General features: G+C 64.0%; 20 protein-coding genes. 12 read left to right on the top strand and 8 right to left on the bottom strand.

Translation table 11 applies throughout. The features are described from left to right. The first annotated feature begins 129 nt into the window (after positions 1-129). The 3 genes from BKA07_RS01395 (at position 130) to BKA07_RS01385 (ending at position 2,469) form a co-directional block, all read left to right on the top strand. Positions 130-942, top strand: a complete 813-nt coding sequence (locus BKA07_RS01395) for a helix-turn-helix domain-containing protein (protein WP_167949314.1) — start codon at positions 130-132, stop codon at positions 940-942. A 127-nt stretch (positions 943-1,069) separates the two neighbouring features. Beyond that, a complete protein-coding gene (locus BKA07_RS01390; protein WP_167949313.1) occupies positions 1,070-1,675 on the top strand; it encodes a small multidrug efflux protein in 606 nt (201 codons plus the stop codon). A 152-nt stretch (positions 1,676-1,827) separates the two neighbouring features. Continuing rightward, on the top strand, positions 1,828-2,469 hold the full coding sequence (locus BKA07_RS01385) for a homing endonuclease associated repeat-containing protein (protein WP_245161793.1): 642 nt from the start codon (positions 1,828-1,830) through the stop codon (positions 2,467-2,469). Positions 2,470-2,590: 121 nt separating this feature from the next. Here the strand turns inward: BKA07_RS01385 and BKA07_RS01380 are convergent, their stop codons facing one another. The 5 genes from BKA07_RS01380 to BKA07_RS01360 form a co-directional block, all read right to left on the bottom strand. After that, positions 2,591-3,736, bottom strand: coding sequence for an NAD(P)/FAD-dependent oxidoreductase (locus BKA07_RS01380; protein ID WP_167949311.1), 1,146 nt, complete (start codon positions 3,734-3,736; stop codon positions 2,591-2,593). Then, a complete protein-coding gene (locus BKA07_RS01375) occupies positions 3,733-5,166 on the bottom strand; it encodes a sodium:solute symporter family protein (RefSeq protein ID WP_167949310.1) in 1,434 nt (477 codons plus the stop codon). Before BKA07_RS01375 ends, BKA07_RS01380 begins: the two co-directional genes overlap by 4 nt. Next, positions 5,163-6,314 carry an N-methyl-L-tryptophan oxidase gene (gene solA / locus BKA07_RS01370; RefSeq protein ID WP_280712823.1) on the bottom strand — a complete coding sequence of 384 codons (1,152 nt, stop codon included), beginning with the start codon at positions 6,312-6,314 and terminating at the stop codon, positions 5,163-5,165. The genes BKA07_RS01375 and solA overlap by 4 nt, the downstream gene beginning before the upstream one ends. Further along, on the bottom strand, positions 6,301-7,011 hold the full coding sequence (locus BKA07_RS01365) for a GntR family transcriptional regulator (RefSeq protein WP_167949308.1): 711 nt from the start codon (positions 7,009-7,011) through the stop codon (positions 6,301-6,303). Before BKA07_RS01365 ends, solA begins: the two co-directional genes overlap by 14 nt. Before the next feature lie 277 nt (positions 7,012-7,288). Next, entirely contained in the window at positions 7,289-8,515 is a 1,227-nt protein-coding gene (locus tag BKA07_RS01360) for a metal-dependent hydrolase family protein (RefSeq protein ID WP_167949307.1), read from the bottom strand. Between the two features lie 85 nt (positions 8,516-8,600). Between BKA07_RS01360 and BKA07_RS01355 the strand changes: the two genes are divergently transcribed. Both BKA07_RS01355 and BKA07_RS01350 read left to right on the top strand, forming a co-directional pair. Next, positions 8,601-9,443 (top strand): MurR/RpiR family transcriptional regulator, encoded by an 843-nt coding sequence (locus BKA07_RS01355; protein ID WP_167949306.1) that lies wholly within the window; start codon positions 8,601-8,603, stop codon positions 9,441-9,443. A gap of 88 nt (positions 9,444-9,531) precedes the next feature. Beyond that, positions 9,532-10,959, top strand: coding sequence for a sodium:solute symporter family protein (locus BKA07_RS01350; RefSeq protein ID WP_167949305.1), 1,428 nt, complete (start codon positions 9,532-9,534; stop codon positions 10,957-10,959). Between the two features lie 147 nt (positions 10,960-11,106). On the opposite strand, the gene BKA07_RS01345 is transcribed toward BKA07_RS01350, so the two are convergent. Further along, on the bottom strand, positions 11,107-12,276 hold the full coding sequence (locus tag BKA07_RS01345; protein ID WP_167949304.1) for a pyridoxal phosphate-dependent aminotransferase: 1,170 nt from the start codon (positions 12,274-12,276) through the stop codon (positions 11,107-11,109). 91 nt (positions 12,277-12,367) lie between these two features. Beyond that, positions 12,368-13,822, bottom strand: a complete 1,455-nt coding sequence (locus tag BKA07_RS01340; protein ID WP_167949303.1) for an NAD(P)/FAD-dependent oxidoreductase — start codon at positions 13,820-13,822, stop codon at positions 12,368-12,370. 264 nt (positions 13,823-14,086) lie between these two features. Here BKA07_RS01340 and BKA07_RS01335 point away from each other — a divergent pair, with 264 nt between their 5' ends. The 3 genes from BKA07_RS01335 to BKA07_RS01325 all read left to right on the top strand — a co-directional run bounded on the left by BKA07_RS01335 (position 14,087) and on the right by BKA07_RS01325 (position 16,964). Further along, a complete protein-coding gene (locus BKA07_RS01335) occupies positions 14,087-14,644 on the top strand; it encodes a hypothetical protein (protein ID WP_167949302.1) in 558 nt (185 codons plus the stop codon). Between the two features lie 126 nt (positions 14,645-14,770). Further along, positions 14,771-15,544 carry an SDR family NAD(P)-dependent oxidoreductase gene (locus tag BKA07_RS01330; RefSeq protein WP_167949301.1) on the top strand — a complete coding sequence of 258 codons (774 nt, stop codon included), beginning with the start codon at positions 14,771-14,773 and terminating at the stop codon, positions 15,542-15,544. 223 nt (positions 15,545-15,767) lie between these two features. Further along, positions 15,768-16,964 (top strand): pyridoxal phosphate-dependent aminotransferase, encoded by a 1,197-nt coding sequence (locus BKA07_RS01325; protein WP_167949300.1) that lies wholly within the window; start codon positions 15,768-15,770, stop codon positions 16,962-16,964. A gap of 284 nt (positions 16,965-17,248) precedes the next feature. Here BKA07_RS01325 and lgt read toward each other — a convergent pair whose 3' ends face one another. Continuing rightward, positions 17,249-18,172, bottom strand: coding sequence for a prolipoprotein diacylglyceryl transferase (lgt, locus tag BKA07_RS01320; protein WP_342448953.1), 924 nt, complete (start codon positions 18,170-18,172; stop codon positions 17,249-17,251). A gap of 78 nt (positions 18,173-18,250) precedes the next feature. On the opposite strand from lgt, the gene BKA07_RS01315 reads away from it, so the two are divergent. The 4 genes from BKA07_RS01315 to BKA07_RS01300 all read left to right on the top strand — a co-directional run bounded on the left by BKA07_RS01315 (position 18,251) and on the right by BKA07_RS01300 (position 23,779). Continuing rightward, a complete protein-coding gene (locus BKA07_RS01315; RefSeq protein ID WP_167949299.1) occupies positions 18,251-19,174 on the top strand; it encodes a LysR substrate-binding domain-containing protein in 924 nt (307 codons plus the stop codon). 184 nt (positions 19,175-19,358) lie between these two features. Beyond that, entirely contained in the window at positions 19,359-20,678 is a 1,320-nt protein-coding gene (locus BKA07_RS01310) for an MFS transporter (RefSeq protein WP_245161792.1), read from the top strand. 111 nt (positions 20,679-20,789) lie between these two features. Continuing rightward, positions 20,790-22,181 (top strand): M20 family metallo-hydrolase, encoded by a 1,392-nt coding sequence (locus BKA07_RS01305; protein ID WP_167949298.1) that lies wholly within the window; start codon positions 20,790-20,792, stop codon positions 22,179-22,181. Continuing rightward, a complete protein-coding gene (locus BKA07_RS01300) occupies positions 22,178-23,779 on the top strand; it encodes an amidase (RefSeq protein WP_167949297.1) in 1,602 nt (533 codons plus the stop codon). The genes BKA07_RS01305 and BKA07_RS01300 overlap by 4 nt, the downstream gene beginning before the upstream one ends. The last annotated feature ends 118 nt before the right edge of the window (positions 23,780-23,897 follow it).

Genomic DNA, 23,897 nt, shown 5'->3' with positions numbered 1-23,897 from the left:
TTCTACAGATGGCGACAAGTGGTTGACCGTCACCGGGCGCCGGTGGCGCAGAGCCAATAGACTGTTTCTCGTCCGAGTTCGACACGGTATCGGCGGAAGGGCCTGCCCATGGGATGGAGCACGAGCGAGTTGGCAAAGCTGACCGGGACCACGGTCAACACCATTCGCCATTATCACAAGCTCGATCTGCTCGCCGAGCCCGAGCGCATGAGCAACGGATACAAACAATACGGTGCCTCCCATCTGCTCCGACTCCTCCAGATCCTCCGGATGAGGGAACTCGGCATACAGCTGTCAGACATCGGCTCCGTGGAGAACGATCACGAACAGCAGCAGATCGCGCTCAAACATCTCGACAGTGAGCTGGGTGAGCGGATCGCCCAGTTGCAGAAGGTACGAGAAGAGGTTGCACTGCTGCTCGAACATGGTGCACCGATCGACACCGCCTCGGGTTTTACAGACATCGCGACTGCCATGACGGCATCGGATCGCGGCCTCATGTCTCTCTATTCTCGGCTCTACGATGAGTCGACGATGTCAGAGATGAAGTCGATCATGTCCGAGGCATCACCCTATGACCACGAGGTCAGTGAACTCCCGGAAGACGCCGACGAAGAGACACGATCGCGGTTGGCCGAAAAGATCGCGCCGGACATGAAGGATCAGCTGGAGTCACAGCCGTGGCTGCTCGCGCCGAGCCATCGGATGACCGGCGACCGGAAGATGGGGCAGAACGCGATCATCTCCCTCATCGGCGAGCTCTACAACGATGCCCAGATCGACGTCATGCAACGGGCATTCATCCAGATCTTCGCCAGCCTCGACATTCCCGACGAACATCGAGAGCGATTCATCGCCTTCATCAAGGAGGCCGAGCGTGAGGAAGCAGCGAGGCAGCGCAGGACAGTGGGACGAAGCGCAGGAGACTCGGACGCTACCTGAGCATTTCCTGGGATCGCCGATGAGTGCTTGACCCTGTTCTGAGAACACAGTCTGTACTGAACATAGTCAGCAATCAGATCCGACTCGATGAGAGTCGAGGTCTGAGCAACCTCGTTCAAAGGACATCATGAACCCCATCATCGAATTCTTCCAAGGCCTGGCCTCCCACGTCCCCGACCTGCTTCAGCCCTTCATCATCGCAGCGGCCGGAGCCATCCCCTTTATCGAAGGCGAGATCTCCTCGATCATCGGCGTCTGGGCCGGAATGAACCCGGTCCTCGCCGGAATCGCGGGCGCCATCGGCAACTTCATCTGCGTGGCCGTCATCGTCGTTCTCGGCGCCAGGGCCAGGCGCGCAGTTGTCGCCCGCCGCGATCTCAAGCGTGAGACTGCGCGAATGGCAGTCTCCCCTGCGGGCGAGGAAATCGCCGACGAGGCACCCGGCAATGCTGCTTCCTCTGACTCCGAATCGGTCGATGTTCGCCCAATAGGCGACGAGAAGCCAGAATCGAAGGGGCGAGTCAAGTTCAAGCGCTTCCTTACCCGTTTCGGGGTCCCGGGTGCGAGCCTGCTCGGCCCTCTGGCGATTCCGACTCAGATCACGTCGACCATCCTCGTCGGCGCCGGGGTCAAGACCTCGTGGATCCTGCTCTGGCAGGGCATCGCGATCGTCTGCTGGACCACCCTGACCACACTCATCGCCACGGGAGCGCTCGCCCTGCTCGTCGGCTGAAGTGTCGAACACACGGCACTGACTGCCGCGACCACGGGCGACGAACGCGACCGCACATCGCCCGCGAACGGACGGCAGCCTCGGCGAACGGAGAGGAAGGCGACGACCGCCTCATACCGGCCTGAGCGAACAATCCACGTAAGATGGCCAGGATGACTGACTCAGGCACCGAGAGATCCCACACCGCGACCCCCGCGCTCATCGGGGCGCTTCTCCACTGCGCGGCCCGAGAAACCGAGCTCTCACCCCGCAGTTCGTCTGCTGGCACCGAGTCCAACCACGCTGATCAGGGGATCCTCGCCGAGGTGGAAGTCGCCCTCCGCGGTCAGACGCAGGACGAGTCGCACGTGACAAAGGCCCTTGCCGAGGTGGCCGGTTCCCTGTTCAGTGTGCGGGCTTCGTCCGGCGACGTGTCCCTGACCGCGGCCAAGTACGAGAAGCAGCGCACCGCGGTTCTCGCGGAGCTGGGCGTCGCCTCGACCAAAGGGTCCAGTGTGTGGCCGCCGACGAGCCAGACTGCGGTCCAGCGCTTCGGTTCGTGGAATGAAGCGCTCAAAGCCGCGGGGTTGGCAACCAGTTCGGTGGGGCGGGCACGTGGGCAGCTCCGATTCGATACCGCGGCCTATGAGAAGGCGATCGCCGAGTTCGTCGCCGACAGCGAAGCCCGTGGCGTCGGTGCCACCTACAAGGCGTATGGCGACTACGCCGCCGAGCACAAGGGCGAGGTGCCCTCAGCCGCAGCGGTTCGGAAGTTCTACGGAAGCTGGAACAAGGCGCTCGCCGCGATCGAGTGAGGCCTGTGGCTGCGCTTCGGCGCGGTGAACCTGCAACAGCGCGGTGCAGGCGGCGCGCTCTTGCAGGTTCAGGTAGCTTTTGTGGTCAGCTCCGCTGACTCTCTCGACCATCATTCGGGGCCTACTGCCTGCCGATGAAATTGTCTGTATCCTCGGGAACAATGCCATCGCGGAATCGCGACGGACGGAAGTCCTCGAGCAGCTCTTCCTTCCCGCCCACCAGCTCGTTGGCGACCAGCCGTCCCAGCAGCGGAGCCAGAGTCATACCGCTGTGCGTGACCAGCGAATAGATTCTATGTGCATCATCGAGATAGCCGACGATGCTCACTCCGTCCTCCGGGAAGCTGCGACCGCTGAAGATCACCTCCTCCACGGGGATCGAGGTGTCGAAGAGCTCCTGCAATGACTCCTCCATCACCGTGCCGATCTCGTCCAGCAGTTCAGTGCTCTCGCCCTCTTCCGTCCGGTGCTCGACCGGAGGGACCTGGACGAACATGCTGCCGTCGCTTCGGGGACGAACATTGATCCGGTCGGAGATGACGACGCGACTGAGCGCCACCTCGGTGGGAGCAGTGATGCCAAGAAGGCTGTGGGTTCGTGGTCCGGGGGAATCCAACGGCGCGACGGGCAGAGTCAGCCCCGAACGCTGAGCGATGGGACCGGATTCCGCTCCCGCAGCGATGACGACCTGATCGAACGATTCGACGCCGCCTTCGGCGAATGCAACCTCGGTGGCCGAAGAAGTCGATTCAACGTTGTCCACCTCACGCACGTCGATATCGACGCCTGCCTCGGCCAGCAGATCGCGTATCAGGTCCCCGAACGTGAAGTTGTCGAGGTGACCGTCCTTCGGGAAGAAGAGGGCAGCATCGGTCGGCCAATCGATCTCTGGTTCCAGTTCGAGGAGCCGGTCGCGGTCGATCGTCTCCACCGGGTAGCCGAACTCTGTGGACTCTTGGACTCGGGCGTCGTAGTTCACTGGTGCATCAGAGGTGGAGTCAGACAGAATGCATCCGAGCTGGTGGAACCATGTGCCATGGGCCGCGAGTTCCTTCTGCAGGTCCTCATGAGCTTCTACGCCGGCCGCATTGAGGCGGTGGTAGGACTCCGGGAGTTTGTGATTCGCATTGATCCACGCGAAGGATCGATGGCTGGCTCCCGCATATGTGCCGATCTTGTCGACAATGGTCACTTCGTGACCGTCCTTCTTCAGGTTCCATGCGGTGACGAGGCCTAGGACTCCCGCGCCGATAACCAGTGTTTTCAAGCTTGTGCTCCTTCTTCGATGGTGGCTCGTGCCTGAGGTCTTCTGACTGCAAGCATGATGAAATACGCGATGAGGCTTCCGAGGATGCCATAGACCGCATATGGAACAGTCGTTCCGAGAACATGAGAGATCGCGCAGGCACCGAGGCCGACGACCATTGATACGTAACCGACCGATACGTGAATGACCCATTTGCTCGCGAGGACCATGCCGATGAGGAACGGAGCGGCCAGCATCGAGGCTGAGTAGGCGTATGTTGCCACCAGCCAATTGAGCGCTGTGGGAAAGATGATGGAGAGCAGCGCGGCCAGCGCCGACACTGCGACTGTGCACCAACGGGAGACGTTGACGAGGTCGGCCGTGGTGTCCTTCCTCTTCACAAATGCCGGCCTGAGATCGTTGACAAGATTGACCACCACGGAATGCAGCGCAGAGCCGGTGGTGGAAACGATCGTTGCCATGAGGAAAGCGCCGTAGATGGCGACGAGCCATACGGGGAGCTGCGCGAGGAACCAGCCTGCCGCCTGTTCGCGCCCGTCTACCCCGAACTGGTCGGTCATGCTGCGCACCGAGAGGCCGATGATGAGCGCGTAGATGCCGGAGAGGAAGATCAGTGCACTGCTGAGGTAGATGCCCTGACGGGCTTGCTTCACGCTGCTGGCCGCGAAGACGCGCTGGTAGTACAGCTGGTTGGTGAGAGTTCCCGGCAGGATCGAGAACAGCCACAGCAGAATCGTCAGCCCACCCGCCGCAGTGAGACCGGTCGGCATCACCGTGAGGTCATCCGGCAGATTCGCCATGATGGTGCCGGGCCCTCCCGCGTTGTTGACAGCGTAGAACCCGACGACGATCGAGGCGATGACCATGAAGACGCCGAAGAAGAAGTCTGACCACGCCACTGACGTGAGCCCACCGGGGAGTACGAACGCGATGCTCACGACCGCCATGATGATGATCAGAGGCGTGATTCCGATTCCTGTGACAGAGTTGAAGAGGTTGGCGAAGGCGATGAACTGAGTGGCTAACCAACCGAAGGGCACGACGATGACGGCCAGTGCGACAAGGCTGAGCATCAGGCGATGCTCGCCGTAGAGACGGGTGAAGACTTCCGGGATGGTCGAGAACGAACGACGTCTCAGCCAACCTGCGAAGAGCGAGATGATGATGAGACCGATGACGACGAACAGTTCATACCAGAAGACGGAGAAGCCCCACGCATAGGCAATGCCCACATGGGCGACAAGCACGCCTCCGCCTACCGCAGTCGCGTATTGGGTGAAGGCCACGACGTAGAGCGGGAGGTTCCTTCCGCCGACGACCCACGAATCGTTCGATTTGTTCTTCTTGCCCACATAGAACGAGATGTACGCGCCGATGCCGATGACGATGATCGCTGTCAGCGAGATGAGTGTTGTGGTGCCCCAGTTCATGACCCGCCTCCATCGAAGCGCTGCGCGTCCATGAGTCCGATGGCATCGGTCGAACTGCCGTTCTCGACCATGTCAGTCACGATGGAGCCCATCATCGGTGAGAACTTGAACCCTTGGCCGGACATGCCGACGGCAAGGACGATGCGGGGGTCCTGCGCTGAGGGCCCGACTATCGGGGCCTCGTCCTTCGTGAATCCCTCGGTCCACGTGGACACTCTGAACGGGGTTGGGTCGAGGCCTGGCATGAGGCGAGCCACAGCGTGCTCGGTTGAGCGGACGACATCGGCTTCGACGAAGCGCGGCAGGTCCTCGACTTGGTCGAGGGTGGCCCACGCCAGATGATGCGGGAGAATCTTGACGCCCAGGCCGTCAAGGACTGGGAAGCAGGAGAATCCGCCTTCCGGGTGCCGCCGGATGGAGATGGGCATGTTGGCTGGGGTATGAAGTGGGACGTCTCGGGCCGGGAACCACATGGCCACGAGGCGACGCGGGGCGACGATGTCTGGGCCGAAGTCTGTCAGTTCGTTCACCCAGGGGCCGGTGGAGACAACGACCTTGTCGAATGCCTGTGCACCATCGTGAGTGTCGATCATGACGTGTTGGCTGAGAGGGCGGATGTTGAGAATTCGAGTGTAGGTCCGAAAGTCGGCGCCCAGGCGTTCGGCTTCCTTCCGCGCGGTGAGAACAGCAGCCTCTGGTCTGAATACACCTGAAGCCGGATCGAAGACACCGACCTCATCATCGTCGAGACGGAACTGCGGATACTCTCGAGCCATGTCGTGGGAGTTGAGGACCCGGTGATCGAGGTCCGCAGCTTCGGCGCAGGAGATGACGGCTTCGACATCGTGGGTATCCGGCCGGCCGATCATCAGGCCGCCGCACATCTGCAGTACGGAGGTGGCTTGGTTTGCCTGAAGCTCCTCCCACATGTCGTACGATTTCTTGAGGACCGGGACATAGTCAGGTCCCTCTTTGTAGATCGTGCGGAAGATCCGAGACTCGCCCGCCGAGGCGCCGCGGTCGTTCGGGGTGTTCCACTGATCGAAGACCGTGACATCGAAGCCGCGCTTCGCCAGTTGCCAAGCTGTCATGGTGCCGATGACTCCGGCTCCGACGACGGCTACTCTGTCTGGGCTAACTGTTGTCAATTTGGCTGACCTCCAAAGTCATGTTGTGCGGATGGATGAGGAATTCGGCAACTTCGACGACTGCCTCGGAGCTGAGAGTCACTGTTCTGTGCTGACGAATGACCGGGATGGAGGTCGAGATCTCCATATGTTCGACGTCCTGCTCGTTCAGATGAACTGCGCTGAGCGATGTATTCGCCCGACGAATGCCGAGCTTGATCGAGTTGTAGTAGGCGATGGTCGTCAGCGATGCGAGGTCCTGTGACAGCACGTTGGGAGCCAGCAGAAGATCGATGGCGCAGCGCTCCAGTGCGAGGGGTCTTCCTTCTGCGCTGGTCTTCAGCCGGGTGAGATGTGCTGTGGGCGTGCCCGAGGCAAAGGCATTCCGGCTGAGTCCGAAATTCTCAGCCGAGGCGACGGTCAGGTCGATGACGCGATGTTCACCATGGACTTCGGGCCCGGTCAGGGTGGGGTCCATGAGCCTGAGCAGGTTGCTGCGCAGACCGACGGACGCGACGATCGTGCCCGCTCCGCGCTTCCGAGTCACCATTCCCGTTTCGACGAGGGCGTTCATCGCCTTCTGAACGGGATTGCGGCTGACTGCGAACTGATCCATCAGTTCTTGCTCTGTCGGCAGCTTTGCGCCGACTTCGTAAGTCCCTCGATGGATCTCCGATTCGATCCATTCGCGAATCTCACTGTGCTTCGCCGTTGCCATGCTATGAACTTAATCACATCTTTAAGTGATTGCAATAGAGTGAAAGTAATTACTTTCAAACAGACCGAATCGGTAGGTGACCGCGGGCGTTCTCAACGGTGGCATCTGAGGATGGCGAAGTCGTCATCGACTTCCCTGTCGCACGGCTCCTCAGCTTCTTTGTCGATGTCCGAACCACGTTGGAGCCCCTGCTGTTCGGTTCGATCTGTGCCCAATCGTGCGCTTCGATCTGGGCCCTGCCGCGCGGTTCGATCCGGGGCGCACGGCAGGGCGATCCTCACTGGAGGAGGCGCCCTCCCTTGATGACGGAGTGGATCGAGCTGTCCGCGTCGCCTAGCACGGACACGTCGTCCAGCGGGTTGGCGTCGAGGACCAGCAGGTCGGCCCATGCGCCCGCTGCCACAGCGCCGAGGTTGTTCTCCTCCCCGAGGAGTTCGGCCGCTGTCGTAGTTGCCGAGCGCAGGACCTGCTGAGGTGTCTGTACCTGGGCGCGAATGGCGAACTCCTGGCTCTGGTGAGGCTGCATGCCGCCGAGCAGATCGGAGCCGTACGCGATCTTCACCTGCTGGTCGGTCGCGAGCTTCAAGGCGTCGAGACCTGCATAGAGGACGTCGTCGACCTTGTTCTGGCTGGCTTCAGGCAGACCGAAGGTGGCACCGTCCTGCTTCAGGCGTTCATAGGTCACGAGGGTGGGGACGAGGAACGCGTCCTTCTCGAGCAGGAGCTGGATGCTCCGGCGGTCGATGAGGTTGCCGTGTTCGATGGACCGCACTCCGAGTTCGAGTCCGCGGTTGACCGACTTCGCTGTGTAGGCATGGCCGAGTACGTAGCGATTCGCCGCTGCTGCCTCCTCGACTGCAGCACGGATCTCGTCATCGGAGAACTGGGTGGAGTCGACGCGGTCGGTGGGTGACGCCACTCCGCCCGAGAGCATGATCTTGACGTGATCGGCACCTGTTCGCAGGTTCTCGCGAGCGGCCTTCCGCACCGCATCGGCTCCATCGCAGACGATGCCGATGTTGGGGCAGCAGAGGTGCTTGTCCATGACGTGCGTCCCCGGTCCGCGCATGTCCGCATGCCCGCCGGTCTGTGACAGTGCCTTACCGCCGAAGAAGAGCCGAGGCGCAGGGAAGAGGTTCTCCCGAACGGCGGCTGCGAGACCGAAGTCTGCGCCACCGGCATCACGGACGGTGGTGAAGCCGCGGCCGAGCATGGCTCCCATCAGGCGCGCGGCCTGGGCGCCGAGGTAGTACGGCGATTGATCCCCGAGGTCACCCAGGTTTGCGGTGGCTGCCAGGACATGGACGTGGGCGTCGATCAGTCCGGGTGAGACGATTCTGCCTTCGGCGTCGAAACTGTCCGGGTCCGATGTCGCTCCGGTCCCGCCGACCTCGGCGATTCGCTCGTCCTTGATGGTCACCGTCGTCGGCTCGGATATCGTAGCCGTGTCCACGTCGAGGACCCGTGCGTTGGTGATCGTGCTGATGCCCCGACCGAGATGCATTCCATGTCTCCTTCATTGGATCCGATTAGGATGATGGGCCCAGAGTAGGTGCAATGCAACAACCTTTGCAAAGGAAGTCCGGACTGTGAGCAGCTTCACCGAGTGGATCGACACTCTCCGATCGGCCGCACGGCTGACACGCGCGACGAAGACGATTCTGAGTGTGATCGAGGCGGATCCGGATGAGGCCGCTTACTGCTCGGCTCAGTTCCTTGCCGATATGGCGCAGGTGAACGTCGCTACGGTCGTTCGCGCGGCACAATCGCTCGGATATACCGGTTGGCCGACATTCTCGGCAGAGATCCGCACTCGTTACCTGGCATCGCTGAGCTCGCGCAGCCTGTATCTGCACAACCGGAGTCAGGGGCGGTTGGCGAACTCGATCGACAAGGACATCGAGCTGCTCGAGCGGATGCGCGACGGCCTCGATGAGGGCACCCTCAACAGGATGGGCGAACACATCATCGCCTCCGAATCCACGGGCGTGTTCGCGACGGGCTCCTACGCCGCCCCAGGAATGCAGCTGGCGCACGTGGCGCAGATGCTCGGGTATCCGGTGCGTCTGCATTCGGGTTCCGTGACGTCGATGGTCAACGAGGTCAATCTGCTCAGCTCGCACGACTGCTTCGTGGCGATCACGCTCTGGAAGTCCTCCCGTGCCGTGGTCCAATTGGCCGAGGCGGCTCGGCAGCAGGGGGCGACGGTCCTCGTCATCGCCGACCGTCAGACCGCCCTGACCGACATCTCCGACGAGCATGTTCTCGTGCCGGCTGAATCTTCCGAGCTGATCTCGTCGCTCGTGTGTGCGACTAGCGCCGTCCAATACCTGCTCGGATGTCTGGCCCGGCACGATGAGGAGCGGACTCAGCGCACGCTCGGACGCATCGACGATCTGTGGGGAGCCACCTCGGCGATTGCCGAAGATTGAAATGTTTGCAAAAATTGTTGCATTCACCTGCGGTCGTCGGTGAGAATCGTGGTCTGCGCATCTGTGCACCACGACACAAGGGAAACCTATGAACCTCACATTCGTCATCGTCCTCATCGCCTATGTGGCGATCATGATCGCCATCGCCGCATGGTTCGGCCGCGCATCGGCGATGAGGGACGGAGAGGACTTCGTCCTGGCGGGAAAGTCGCTGCCGACATGGGTTCTCGCCGGAACTCTCCTGGCGACGTTCGTCGGGTCCGGCTCGATCATCGGCGGGGCGAACTTCATCTACAGCAACGGCCCGTTGGCGGGAATCCTGTTCTTCGCCGGCACCTTCTGCGGAATCATCGTCCTCTACTTCATAGCACCGAAGGTGAGGAAGAACGGATTCCGCACCGTCCCTGAGCTCTTCGAGTCCAAATTCGGGCGACCGGTCCGTGTCGCCGGAACTGTGCTCATCCTCGTCGCGTTCATCGGAATCACCGCGTATCAATTCACCGGGGCCGGCTATATCCTCACCCTCATCACGCCGCTGAGCACGACCCAGGCGACGATCGTGGCGACGGTCCTCATCACGTTCCTGTCGCTGTCCGGCGGCCTGAAGTCTGTGGCCTGGACCGATTTCCTTTCAACAGTCCTCATCGTGATCTCTCTCCTCGGTGCGCTCGTCTGGGTATTCCTCAACGATCTCGGCGGCGTCGGCAGCTATGTCGAACGACTGGACCCCGCGTTCAAGTCGTTCACGGGGGTTCTCGGGCCGTGGCAGATCCTGGGCTACTTCCTCCCCCTGTTCCTCCTCATCCTCGGCGATCAGAACATGCACCAGCGCCTTGCTGCGGCACGGTCTCCCAAGGTTGCTCGCAATGCGACCATCCTCTTCTTCATCGGGGCAGCGCTGATCGTTGCACCGATCATCCTTCTGGCGTCTGGTTCGACCATCCTCATGCCTGAGATCAACCCGGACATGGCGATCCTTGCCCTTGCCGAAGGTGAGTTCACGCCGGCGGGAATCGGTGCCGTGCTGCTCGTCGCGGCCCTGGCACTCATCGTCACCACCGGCTCGTCCTACCTGCTCACATGTTCCGGCAACGTCGTCTACGATCTGGCATTCATCAAGGACAAGAGCCGAGGAGACTCGAAGGCGGGAGTTCTGGTCGGACGGTTCTCCGTTCTCGCAATCGCCCTCTTGGGTTACATCATGGTCCAGTTCTTCGAATCCGTGCTCGCACTCCAGATGTATGCCTACACGATGTACGGTGCCGCGATCACTCCTGCGGTGCTGGCGGCCCTGTTCTGGAAGCGGGTCACAGCCGCAGGCGCCCTGTCGTCGATGATCGCCGGCGGCGTTGTCACCATCCTGTGGGAAGTCAGCGGCAAGTCCGGCGAGATCAATTCCGTCATCCCTGCGCTGCCCGCTGCCGTCGTCGTACTCGTCATCGTCAGCCTGGTGACTGCGACGAAACGCGGCAGGGCGACGCGGTCGGCCACGGACGAGACTTCCGTGCGCAGCTGAAGCGCACTCAGTGCAAGATGCTGCGCCGTCGGCGGACCACCGAAAGCACACCGCAGCGTTCAGGGCATAGGGTAGACGCTCCGCCCTCGACGCTGCGGTGTGCTCTCGGTGTTTGAGGATGGTGCGCGTGTGGCGACCGACCGGGAGTCACCGGCCGGCGGCGAACGCCTCCAGCCGGTCGCACGCGGTGTTGATCGTCTCGGGCGAGACCGCGAAGGTCAGGCGCAGATAGCCTTCTCCGGCGGGCCCGAAAGCCGATCCGGGGATGGTGGCGAGGTTGTGGTTCTCCAACAGCGCGATCGCGAGCTCCCAGGAACTCAGACCCCACTTCTTGACGTTGACGAAGGCATAGAACGTCGCTTCGGGGCGGACGACGCTCAGCCCATCGATGGCGTTGATGCGATCGATGAGGATCTCGCGCCGTTCGGCATAGGAGCTCACCATCCTGTCGACGTCCGTCTGCGGCCCTTCGATCGCGGCGACCGCGGCCTCCTGGACGAACCCGGGCAGGCTCGAGGTCAGCCCCTCCTGGAGCAGCGACATCGGAGCGATGAAGTCCTCGGCCCCGATGACGAAGCCGCAGCGCCACCCTGTCATCGCATAGGTCTTCGAGAAGCTGCCGATGGCGAGGAACCGGTCGAAGTCCGGGCGCACCTCGGCGATGGAAGTGAACACGGCATCGTCGAAGACCATCTGGTCGTAGACCTCGTCGGAGATGATCGTGAAACCGCGCTCATCCGCGAGCTCTGCGATCTGCTCGAGCTCCGTCCGGTCCATGACCGAGCCCAGCGGATTCGAGGGGCTGTTGATGATCACGGCCGCGGTCCTGTCGGTGACGGCGTCCCGGACGTCCTCGGCGCGGAGCTTGAAGTCGTTCTCCTCCCGCACGGGAACAGAGACCGCGACCCCGCCGAGGCGGTGGACCTGGCCCATGTAGTTCGGGAAGCTGGGATCGGGGATGATGACCTCTTCACCAGGAGAGACGGTGACGTCGAGGGCGAAGGTCAGTGCCTCCATGGCACCGAACGAGACCATAACGTTCTCCGGTCCGATGCCCCGGTCCCAGCGTCTGGAGTACTTGCGGGCGATCGCACTGCGCAGCTCCGGGATGCCGGCATTGGCGACGTAGCGGGTGTTGTCGTTCTCGATGGCGCGGATCCCGGCGGCCTTGATGTGCTCCGGGGTGTTGAAATCGGGTTCGCCGACGGTCAGCTTCACTGCGTCGGGGAAGTCGAGGGCGAGGTTGAACATCTTGCGGATGCTCGAGGCCGGGTAGTTCTCGGCCACGGGGGAGATGCGGCGGTACGTGCGGGTCATTGCGGTTCCTTTCGTGATCATCGGCTACCTGAACCTGCAGCAGCTACCCGTGTGCAGGTGGTTATTGCAGGTTCAGGTAGCCGATGGCGTGCTACTCATGCAGTCCGGCTAGGCGGGAGCCGAACCGGGCGAGCAGGCTCGTCGTCTTCGCGCCGGTGACGGCCTCCCAGGCGTCGGCGATGTTGAAGATCCTGTACATCGAGCGGATGCCCAGCCAGCGGATCGGCTCCGGCTCCCACTGGCCCGAGTAGTGCTCGTTCCACGGCAGGGCGGTCAGCGGAGTCGACGCACCCGAGACCCGGTCGATCAGCGTCTTCGCCGCCAGGTGGGTGGCCGTCACCCCGTGCCCGGCGTAGCCGCGAGCGACGCCGATGCGCTGCTCGGCATCGAAGAAGATGCCGGCGCACCAGTCCCGGGTCACGCCGAGGGCGCCGCGCCACGCGTGGGCAACCTCGAACTCGAGGTCGGGGAAAAGAGAGGACAGTCGCGCACTCAGCAGATCGACCACCTCGGCGGGGACCTCGCCGTCACCGGGCAGACCCGAACGGAACTCATAGGGCGCCCCGCGACCGCCCAGGGCGATCCGATCGTCATCGGTGCGCTGGGCGTAGATGAAGGTGTGCGCGGTGTCGCCGAGACATTCGCGCCCGTCCCAGCCGATGGTCTCCCACACCGAGGCGGGAAGCGGGTTGGTCGCGATCATCGAGGAGAACACCGGGATGACCTGACGTCCTTCCAACCCGGGCAGGTCGCCGGTGACCGTGTCCGAATAGCCTTCGAGGCAGACGAAGATCGTCTCGCCGGCGACCGGACCGCGATCGGTGGCGACGACGTCGGCGCTGATGTGGCCCGCCGAGGTGTGTTCGCAGATCGTCACGTCCTGTTTCCTGAGGGCGCGAGCGAGACCCTGTGACAGCAGTGCCGGGTCGATGCGGGCGGTGCCGGGGAAGTACACGCTGCCCTGCGCGTTGTCGACGTTGATGCGGGCGCGGGTTTCCTCGGCGTCGAGGAACTGCATGTCCTCGGGTCCGTACCCGTACTGTCTGTCACCCTCGTAGAGCTCGCGCAGTCGGGACATCCCGGCCTCGGTCTGGGCGATGTCGATGTGACCGCCGCGGACCTGATGAGCGTCGATGCCTTCGGCGTCGAGGACTTCGAGCACCTCGTCGATCGAGTCGAAGAGAGCGGACTGGAAAGACCTCACGGACTCCACGCCGGTCGGCCCTGCGGACCCGACCGGGCCGGTCGGATCGGTGGCGCGGGCGCGGTCGACCGCCTCGGCGTACTTGGCTCTGTTTCCGGGCAGCAGAGTCGAGAGCCAGCCGCCGTTGCGCCCGGATGCCCCGTAGCCGATGTGCTTGGCCTCGATGACGGTGATCTGCCAGTCGGGGTGGGCCTGCCTCGCGTAGTAGGCCGACCACAGGCCGGTCAGTCCTCCTCCGACGATGACGAGATCCTGCTTCTCGGCAGGCAGCGGGGAAGGGGCGGTGGACTCGGGCGGGGACTGGGTCAGCCAATGGGAGGCCTCACCGTTGAGGTAGGACAATGCGCAGCTCCTGATCGTGGGTACTCATCGGCAGTGACGATCTGTCAGTCTGACCGCGTACGGAATCAGTTCTATCCCACGGAAGGGGCGAAGTAAATGGTGGCCGTGCGGCGTATTGCCATATGGAATCCGCGAGGGCATGGTCCGAATTCGAAGTGCCGATCCACGCAGTGGTCCGTACGGTGGACAGTTCTGTCTGCCTGCAGTTCCGGGCCGGTTTTGGCTAGACTCGGAGGCAAGTCAACTGAGGTGAAAGGGTCAACGATGATCGACCAGTCCTTTCCGCGCGATCTTGTGATGATCAGTGCGGTGTTCGGGCTTGCCGCATTCATGTGGTCGGGGTGGGGACAGGAAGGGCCGCCGAGCCATCCCGTGTTCCGCATCATCCTCGGAGTGTTCTCGGCGGCCGGGCTCGCCTTGATGGTGCCGAGCATTCTTGCAGCGATCCGCCATTGGGGCGAAGCGACGGCGATCGACTCCGGCACGACGGCCTTCACCGTCTACATCATCGTCGTGTGGACAGAGATCATCGGCGGGGGAGTTCTGGCCTTCCTCGCCATCCGCACAGGACACTCCGAATTGGTCGCGCCCCTGATCTTCGCCATCGTCGGCATTCACTTCTTCGGCCTCGGCATGGTCTTCACTCAACCCGTTCTCCACCTCGCGGCAGTGGTGCTCACCTTGATTGCGGTCGTGGCGTACTTCCTGCCCCGAGACCTCGCCGCGCCCAGTTTCTGGTGCGGCCTGCTCGGCGCGCCGGTGTTCCTGGCCATCGGCCTGTGGTGCCTGTTGGCCGGCCGCAATGCGACCGCTGTGAGCTGAGGTTTCGAAGGCCGCTGACGGAGGCTGAGGCATGAGGGCCAACGGTGACAACCGGAATACTGGGCCTCATCGGGGCGTTCAGTTTCCGGAGACCGACACGACATCGATCCGGGAGTACACACGATTATGGCTCAACTTGCACTCGTCACCGGAGCATCTGCAGGAATCGGTCTTGAGATCTCCCGACAGCTTGCCGATCGCGGTTACGACATCATCGGCGTCGGCTCCAGCGAGCGGATCCGGGAACTGGGCGAGACGCTGCCCCACGCCGAGGTCTACCCGGTTCGCGCCGACCTGACGACCGAGGCGGGCGTGACCGAGGTCTGGAACGAAGTGGCGGAGCTCGGACGCGAACTGGACGTCGCGGTCCTCAATGCCGGACGCAGCCTCGGCGGCGGATTCCTCGATACCGACATCGAGGACGAGAAGCAGATGATCGCCCTCAACCTCACCTCTCAGGTGCTGTTGGCCAAACAGGTCGTGAAGAAGATGGCCGAGCAGCATGCGGGGCGGATCCTGGTCACGGCTTCGATGTCGGCGCTGACACCGACGCCATTCGAATCGATCTACGGCCCGACCCGCGCATTCATGTTCAGCTTCGCCGCGGGCCTGCGCGAAGAGATGAAGGACCATGGAGTCTCCGTCACCGCACTTCTTCCAGGCGCCACGGCGACGAACTTCCATCAGACGGCGGGCATGGGGAACACTGTCTTCGGTTCCAATGACTGGAAGAACGATCCGGCACAGGTCGCCCGGCAGGGAGTCGAGGCCCTCATCGCGGGCAAGGACCATGTCATCGGCGGCGATCGGAAGACACGACTCACCGCACTCATGCACAAGTTCCGGTCGAACAGGAGCAAAGCCGGGAAGTTCGCCCGCGACAGTCGACCCACGAAATGAACCGGACAGCTGAAAACTCCGACAGATCCCAGCGCCTCGGACAGAGTTCCGCTTGAGCAGCCCGGCGAACCTGCCCTCCACCTCGGCGAACCTGTCCAATGGGACGACGTCACTCTTGACCATGTCATCTATCGTGTGACGTACGGTCATTGATTCCGTCGTCAACTCACCTCGGATCAGGACGCCATACCGTGGACAGCCGGAACGCATGAAGGAGCCGACAATGAAGACTGCTCGACGCTTGGAGAGCCTGGGTACTGAGACCGCGTTCCGGGTCGCCCAGGCCGCCGCGGACTGGAAGTCCCGCGGAAATGAGGTCTATCCCTTCCACCTCGGCGATCTCAATTTCCCCATGGCAGGCCACATCGTCGAGGCCATGGACCAGGCCATCAAAGACGGGAAGACCGGCTACTGTCCTGGGCCGGGGGTTCCGGAGCTGCGTGCCGCCCTGGCCGACGACATCGGATCCCGGCGAGGCATGACGATCGACCCCGCCGAGGTGGTCGTCACGACAGGTGGCAAGCCCGTGATCACGAAATTCCTCCAAGCCGTGATGGACCCCGGTGCCGGTGTGCTCTACCCCAATCCCGGGTTCCCGATCTACGAGTCCCAGATCGAATACCTCGGTGGAACCGCGCTGCCCTACCGCTACGTGCCCACCTCCGACGGGTTCGCCATCGACCTCGACCACCTGCGGGCCTCCATCGACGAGTCGACCGTGGCCATCATCTACAACGATCTGCAGAACCCGATCTCGGCCGAGTCGACCGATGCCGAACGTGAGGCGATCGCGGCGATCGCACAGGAGTTCGACCTCTGGGTGCTCTCCGACGAGGCCTACTTCGAGATGCGCTACAAGGGACGCTCGAAGTCCATCGCCGCGCTTGAGGGAATGCGCGAGCGCACCGTCATCCTCTACACCTTCTCCAAGAAGTTTGCGATGACCGGGTCCCGTCTCGGCTGTGCCGTGGCCCCGCCTGTGATCGCCGAGGCGATTTCGACGATGAACACCAACGACGAATCCTGCACCACCCAGCACGTCCAATGGGCGGGAATCGCCGCGCTGCAGGGGCCCCAGGACTCGGTCGGGCGGATGCTCGAAGTGCTGCGCAAGCGCCGTGACGCCACCTGCTCGATCATCAATTCGATCCCCGGGATGAGCGTGGCGACTCCGGGCTCGACGTTCTACGTCTTCCCGGATGTCACCGAGGCCATGGAGACAAAGGGGATCGCGACGCTGTCCGAGTTCTCCACCGAGGCGCTGCACAGGACCGGCGTCTCGTTCTGCACCCGCGAGCACTTCGGCAGGCGACAGGGCTGGGAGGAACGGAGCTACATCCGCCTCGCCTACTCGGGAATCGGCCTCGACGAGATCACCGAGGGCCTGGGCCGGCTGCGCGACTGGGTGTCGCAAGGGTAATCGCGGGCCCCTGGCGGGGGCACCCGTGGCGCGTGGCTCCCATGGCGCCGCGCACCCCTTGGCGAGACGTAGCACCCGTGGCGGGGGCGCCCCTCGGCGCGTAGCACTGCCGGCGCGGGTGCCCCCTGGCGCAGGGCAGTCGGCCCGTGAGTGGTGCGGGTGGGCTGTTGGACCCGCGTGATTGTGGGCAGATGGTCGAAATTCCCGCGGGATTCGACCATCTGCCCACAATGACGGGGCGGGGCGCTGAGTGAAGCACCAGCCCGGTGCGTCCGCGGGGACAGTCAGTCGGCAGGCTCGGCCTCGGGTTCCCGGCCTTTGAGGAAGGGTGACTCCTCGGGTTCTGGGTGACGCAGCCTCTGAACGACGATGATGAGGACGCCCAGCGCGACCGCGCCTATCGCGGCCCACACGTTGGTGCGCAGGCCGAGGACGACGAAGCTGGGGTCGAGGCGGATGGACTCCCACACGATGCGACCGGCCCCGTACCAGACGAGGTACATGCCGAAGAGGCGGCCCCACTGGAAGAACAGGTGACGTCCCAGCCACAGAAGGACGAGGCAGCCGAGGCCGTTCCACACCACTTCGTAGAGGAACGTGGGGTGGAAGAGCGTATCGACCGGCAGCCCGGGTGGGAAGGCAGGATTGTTCGGATCGATCTCCAGCCCCCAGGGCAATGTCGTCGGGCGGCCGAAGAGTTCCTGGTTGAACCAGTTGCCGAACCGACCGCAGGCTTGGGCGATGATGACGCCGGGGGCCAGAGCATCGAGGAGCGCGGTGAGTCTGATGCCCATGCGCCGACACATGATCCAGGCCCCCAGCACACCGCCGAGCAGCGCCCCGAAGATCGCGATGCCGCCCTCCCAGATCGCCCACACGGAACCGGGTTCGAAGACGTTCCAGGGGTTGCGGCCGGGGCCGAAGTAGTCGGTGTAATGCGTGATGACGTGGTAGATCCGAGCGCAGACGATGGCCAGCGGAACGGCCAGGGTCGCAATGTCGAGGACCTGCCATTCGGGCACGCCGCGCTTGGTCAGACGGTGGTTCGTCAGCACGATGGCGATGATGATCCCGGCGAGGATGCACAGCGCGTAGAAGTGGATCGTCAGAGGCCCGAGCTGGAAGCTGGAGACGCTCGGGCTCGGGATCGAGGCGAGAACATCGTGGGGCGGCGTGGGCAGGTCATTGACCGCTGGATTGGCAAGCACGGGCCCAGTCTATTTCCAACCGCCACCGGACCGACAGTTGAGCGACGGCGGCAGCCGGTGCGTGGGAAGATGAGAAGCATGGCGCTCGATTTCACTCTCGTCCAACTGCGGTACTTCCAAGAGGTGGCCCGCCGCGAGAACATGACCGAGGCGGCCAAACACCTCAACGTCACCCAGTCGGCGATCTCGACCGCCATGGCCCAACTCGAGCGGACCCTGGACATCGACCTGTTCATCCGCCAGAAGAACCGCGCGGTGGTGCTCTCACCTGCCGGCCGACGCTTCCTCTTCGAAGTCAACCCGTTCCTCGAATCCTCCGACGCACTCGGTGAGACCGCGCACGGCTTGGCCCGGTCGCTGAGCGGCAACCTCACAGTCGGAGTCTTCTCACCCATCGCACCGACCCGTCTCCCGCTCATCCACGCCGAGTTCGAAAAGCGCTACCCGGACGTGCGGGTCAACTACTTCGAAGCCGACCTGCACGAACTGCAGACCGCGGTGATCGCCGGGGTCTGCGACATCGCTCTGACGTACACGCTGGGACTGACCGACAGGTTCGACTCGTTCCTCATCGACGTCGTCGAACCGCACGCTCTCGTCTCACTCGATCACCGCCTCGGCGGGGGAGCTGACGAGCCGCGCCCGATCCACCTGCGCGAACTCGCCGAGGAGGACTACATCCAGCTCGATATGCCGTTCTCCCGGCAGTACTACGACGAGCTCTTCCGCATCGCCGGAATCGTGCCGAAGATCCGACACAGCTTCTCCGGCTACGAGACGGTCCGGTCGTTCGTCGCGCTGGGGCATGGGTATTCGGTGCTCAGCCAGAGCGTGTCATCGGGGACGTACATCGGGTCGAAGACGGTCGATGTACCGCTGCTCGACGACTTCCCGAGCATCGACCTGGCCATAGTCTGGCCCAAGGAGGTGCGCCTGAGCAAGCGGGCGCGGGCGTTCAGCGAGCTGACTCGCGAGATCTTGGGAGCCGAGGCCTCGGACTGAGAACCTGCGTCTCCGGATGGCTGCCTGCGTCTGCGCGTGGCTGCCGCGTCTCTGGCCGACTGCCCGCAGCTCGAGCCGTCTCATAGATCCAATTGATGTCTGTATTCAACATTATCTGTTGGACTGATGCATGCGTCCGGGCAAGAATGGTTTCCGACCACAAGGACACAGCAAGGGAGCTTCTATGTCCGCGACACGCACTGCGTCCCCGACGCCACAGGGACGGGCCGGCAGATCCACGAGCATGCAGAAGAAGGTGCTCGTCGGCGGCAGCATCGGCCAATTCGTCGAGTTCTACGACTTCACCCTCTACGGTCTCTCGGCCGTCATCCTCTCCGAGTACTTCTTCCCCGACGGCGACCGGGTCACCGGGCTTCTCGTCATCTTCGCGACCTTCGGCGTCGCCTTCGTCATGCGGCCTCTGGGCGGTCTGTTCTTCGGGGCGTTGGGTGACAAGGTCGGCAGGCGCAAGACCCTGACCATCACGATCTTCCTCGTCGGCTGCTGCACCGCGCTCATCGGCATCCTGCCCGGCTTCGCGCAGATCGGCTGGTTCGCGGCCATCCTGCTCATCCTCGCCCGTCTGGGTCAGGGCTTCTCCGCCGGCGGCGAATCTGTGGGCGGACCCTCCTTCGTCTACGAACACGCCCCGGTCGGCAAACGCGGCCTGTGGATCAACATCACCCTGGCAGCCACCGCCCTGCCCTCGGTCTTCGCCGGCGGCCTCATCCTCCTGCTGTCGACAGTGATGAGCGACGCCGCCTTCGAGTCCTGGGGCTGGCGCGTGCCCTTCCTCCTGGCCCTGCCGCTGTCGGCTGTCGGGCTCTGGATCCGCTCGAGGACCGACGAGTCCGAGCTGTTCAAGAAGACCGCGGCCGAACGCCCGAAGGAATTCAGCCCCATCCGCGACTCGTTCCGCGAGAACTCGGTGGGGATGCTCCAGGTCTTCTTCGTCCTCGGGCTGACCGCTCTGGGCTTCTACATGCTCTCGGCCTACTTCGTCACCTACATCCAGACCACCGGAGACCTCAGCCGCGAACAGTCGCTGCTGACGAACGCCATCGCCATGGCCAGCTACACGATCGTCCTGCCCATTGCCGGGGCCATCGGCGATCGGGTCGGCCGGAAGCCGATGCTCATCACCGGCTCCATCCTCCTCGCCGTCACCTCGATCCCCGCTTTCGGGCTCGTGACCAGCGGGAACATGGGTCTGGCTTTCCTCGGGCAGACGGTCTTCGTCATCGCCCTGTGCTGCTACGGCGGTGGCTGCTACACCTTCTTCTGCGAACGCTTCTCGACGAAGACCCGTTTCACCTCGGCGGCCATCAGCTACAACGTCTCCTACGCCATCCTCGGCGGAACCGCACCGTTCGTCGGCACCTGGCTCGTCGACATCACCGGCGTCAGCACCGCTCCCGGGCTCTACATGAGCGTGTGCGCAGTCCTCGTTCTCGGCCTGATCTTCGTCACCCGCCTCCCCGAGACCCGGGGCCGTCTCGGGTGAGCGACAGCGCGGACCGCCGGGACGGACTGCAAGAACCGCAGGGACAGCGCGAACCGCCGGGCCACCTCGGCGACACCCCACAATCCCAGCTAGAGAAAGAGAACACGCACCATGACCGCACCATCCGCCGAACCTTCGAACCCGGCCCGCACTGCAGACTCCGGCTCGTCCGGCAGCCCTGCCCCCTCGAGCGACGCCGCCTTCCTCGCCGACTTCCACCACGTCGCCACGATCGGGGCCACCGACAGCAACGGCGTCGACCGGCAGGCCCTGACGCCCGAGGACAGGCTCACGCGGGACTGGATGCTCGGGTGGGCCGAGGGGAACGGCTTCGAGGTCCGCGTCGATGCGATCGGCAACATGTTCGCCTGCCTCGAGTTCGCCCCCGACGCCCCCTTCGTCCTCATCGGCTCACACCTCGACTCCCAGCCGCTGGGCGGTCGCTTCGACGGTGCCTACGGAGTCATCGCCGCCCTCTTCGCCGCCCTGCGGATCAAGGAGAACATCGCCGAATCCGGGCAGATCCCGCGCTTCAACCTCGCCGTCGTCAACTGGTTCAACGAGGAGGGCGGTCGCTTCGCCCCCTCGATCATGGGCAGCTCCGTCTACGCGGGACTCTTCGGTCTCGAGGAGATGCTGGCCGTGCGTGACCTGGAGGCCACCTCCGTCGCCGAGGCGCTCGCCGCAATCGGCTACAACGGCAACGACACTCCTCCCGAGGCGATCTCCTACGCCGAGATCCACATCGAACAGGGCCGCATCCTCGAGCGTGAGGCCACGAACATCGGCGTCGTCGAATCCAGTTGGTACACGCAGAAGCTCGACATCGACGTCCTCGGCGAACAGTCCCACACCGGAGCCACCGCTATGGCCGACCGTCACGATGCCCTCGTCGCAGCCTCCAAGGTGGTCCTCGCCGTCGCCGAGGTGGTCGACGAGTTCGAGGACGAAGCTCTTGTGTCCTCCGTCGGTCAGCATGTCGTCGAACCCAACTCGCCGATCGTCGTGCCCCGCCGGGTGCACATGGTCGCCGACCTCCGCTCCTCGGATCCGGCGATCGTCACGGCCGCCCGGGATTCCCTGCACCGGCAGATAGCGACCATCGCCCTTGAGCACGACATCACCATCAAGGTCGAGGACTTCGACGTCCGCGACAAGCGCCACTTCCCGGAGGCCGGCGTCGAACTGGCGGAGAAGTCCGTGGCCAACGAAGGCCTGACCATCCGCCGGCTGGAGACCATGGCCGGCCACGACTCCGTAGCGATGAACCACCGGGTGCCCGCCGTCATGATGTTCGTGCCCAGCGTCGACGGCGTCTCCCACTGCGAACGCGAGTTCACCACCGACGAGGACATGGTCCGGGGCTTGCGCGTGCTCACCTCGGTCGCCACCGAACTCGTGGGTGGCGAGCTCAGCGGGGAAGGCGAGGGCGAGGTGTGGGTCGGCAAGTCCGTCACCGGGGTGCGGGCACAGTCGTCCGTGTCTGCCGAGGCCACCGCATGAACACCACACCCACCTCGGCGGCTCCGGGTGCGGACGAAATCTGGGCACTGTCCGCCACCGAGGCGTTGACGAAGTTCCGCACGAAGGAGCTGTCCCCGGTCGAGTTCCTCAGTGCCCAGATCGGCCGGATCACGACCGAGGACGAGCGCATCAATGCGGTCACGGAGGTCCTCGAGGAGGCGGTCACCTCGGCGAAGGAAGCGGAGAAGTTCTACGCGAATGCCGAACCCGATGACCTCGCCGAGGCGGCCGCCACCCGACCGCTGCTCGGCCTGCCTGTGATCGCCAAGGAGAAGCACGCGATCGCCGGGCGCACCCTGACCCAGGGGCTCGTTCACGAACGCGACACCGTCGCCGAGGCCGACGCTGCGATCGTCCGCCGTATCCGCGCGTCCGGGGGATTCGTCCACGCCCGGGCGACGTCCCCGGAGTTCAGCTGTGCGACGGTCACGCATTCGCCGATGTGGGGCGTGACGCGCAATCCCTGGAACGCCGAGCTCTCGCCCGGCGGGTCCTCGGGAGGGTCGGGCGCGGCCCTGGCCGCCGGGTTCGCGCCTTTGGCCACGGCCTCGGACATCGCCGGATCGACGAGGCTGCCAGCCGCGTTCACCGGCACCGTCGGGTACAAAGCCCCCTACGGTCGGATCCCGGGCGCCCAGCCGCTGGCTGCCGACTGGTACCGCGGGGACGGGCCGATGGCGCGCACCGTCGCCGATGCCGCACTTCTGGCGCGGGTGATGGTCGGCGTCGATCCCAGTGACCACACGACGATCGCCTCGCCCGGATTCCTAGAGGGCTTCGACGCCACCTCCGCCGAGGTGGTCGCCGGCGTCAGCGGCAAACGGATCGCCCTCTGTCTGAGGCTGGGTGACTACCCCGTCGGCGAGGACATCATCCGCAACACCCGCGCGGTCGCCTCGGCGCTCGAGGCTGCCGGCGCGATCGTCGAGGAGATCGAGCTGCCGTGGACGGGGGAGGGCCTCTTCGAAACGGCGTTCACCCATTACGGCAACATCCTCGCCCCCGCGATGCGGGCCGCGACCAGCGGTCACGAGGACACTCTGGCCGATTACACGCGACGGTTCATGGCCGACACCGAGGCGGTCGCCGCCCGTCATTCGCTCTACGCAGGGCTTGCGGCGGAGTCCGCGATCCAGGCCGAGCTGGCGACCGGGATGGACGGCTTCGATGTGCTCCTGGCTCCCACCTCGGCGGTGGCCGGGCTCGAAGCCGACGGCAGCTACCTCAACGGGATCACGATCGACTCCACGGGTGTCGGACGAGACGATGCCGGTCGAGGCGCTGGTGCCGGCCCGGACGGTTGTGCCGGCCCGGGCGCTGGTGCCGGTCCGGACGCTGGTGCCGGGGGCGTCGACGGCGGGGGAGTGCGGCTCGACCACTACTGGCAGGCGCACATGACGATCCCGTTCAACATCTGCAACCGCGTGCCGATCGTCAACGTGCCCAGCGGCATGGCCGACTGCGGGATCCCGACCGGTCTGCAGGTGGTGGCGCACCCGTTCGACGATCGTGCGGCCTTCGACGTCGCTGCCGCGGTGGAGCAGCTGGTGCCGTGGACGGGGATCGCGCCGGGGTGAGCGCGATGACTCTGTTTGCGGAACAGTACACAGGTTGCAACCGATGTACTGTTCTGCAACCTGACGAGCCGCGGGGCGCTGGTCTCTGGCACGATGGGGATCGTGGACGAGAATCACG

Origin of the sequence: Brevibacterium marinum, assembly GCF_011927955.1 — a bacterium.
GTDB lineage: Bacteria > Actinomycetota > Actinomycetes > Actinomycetales > Brevibacteriaceae > Brevibacterium > Brevibacterium marinum.
Note: the sequence above shows the minus strand (reverse complement) of the source record. Positions and strands in the feature narration are given on the sequence as shown.

What these genes read in the sequence shown, in the direction of transcription:
- BKA07_RS01390 (WP_167949313.1), top strand. Translation starts at nt 1,070, where the DNA reads ATGAACCCCATCATCGAATTCTTCCAAGGCCTGGCCTCCCACGTCCCC.
- BKA07_RS01385 (WP_245161793.1), top strand. Translation starts at nt 1,828, where the DNA reads ATGACTGACTCAGGCACCGAGAGATCCCACACCGCGACCCCCGCGCTC.
- BKA07_RS01375 (WP_167949310.1), bottom strand. Translation starts at nt 5,166, where the DNA reads ATGAACTGGGGCACCACAACACTCATCTCGCTGACAGCGATCATCGTC.
- BKA07_RS01365 (WP_167949308.1), bottom strand. Translation starts at nt 7,011, where the DNA reads ATGGCAACGGCGAAGCACAGTGAGATTCGCGAATGGATCGAATCGGAG.
- BKA07_RS01360 (WP_167949307.1), bottom strand. Translation starts at nt 8,515, where the DNA reads ATGCATCTCGGTCGGGGCATCAGCACGATCACCAACGCACGGGTCCTC.
- BKA07_RS01350 (WP_167949305.1), top strand. Translation starts at nt 9,532, where the DNA reads ATGAACCTCACATTCGTCATCGTCCTCATCGCCTATGTGGCGATCATG.
- BKA07_RS01345 (WP_167949304.1), bottom strand. Translation starts at nt 12,276, where the DNA reads ATGACCCGCACGTACCGCCGCATCTCCCCCGTGGCCGAGAACTACCCG.
- BKA07_RS01335 (WP_167949302.1), top strand. Translation starts at nt 14,087, where the DNA reads ATGATCGACCAGTCCTTTCCGCGCGATCTTGTGATGATCAGTGCGGTG.
- BKA07_RS01330 (WP_167949301.1), top strand. Translation starts at nt 14,771, where the DNA reads ATGGCTCAACTTGCACTCGTCACCGGAGCATCTGCAGGAATCGGTCTT.
- BKA07_RS01325 (WP_167949300.1), top strand. Translation starts at nt 15,768, where the DNA reads ATGAAGACTGCTCGACGCTTGGAGAGCCTGGGTACTGAGACCGCGTTC.
- BKA07_RS01315 (WP_167949299.1), top strand. Translation starts at nt 18,251, where the DNA reads ATGGCGCTCGATTTCACTCTCGTCCAACTGCGGTACTTCCAAGAGGTG.
- BKA07_RS01310 (WP_245161792.1), top strand. Translation starts at nt 19,359, where the DNA reads ATGTCCGCGACACGCACTGCGTCCCCGACGCCACAGGGACGGGCCGGC.
- BKA07_RS01305 (WP_167949298.1), top strand. Translation starts at nt 20,790, where the DNA reads ATGACCGCACCATCCGCCGAACCTTCGAACCCGGCCCGCACTGCAGAC.
- BKA07_RS01300 (WP_167949297.1), top strand. Translation starts at nt 22,178, where the DNA reads ATGAACACCACACCCACCTCGGCGGCTCCGGGTGCGGACGAAATCTGG.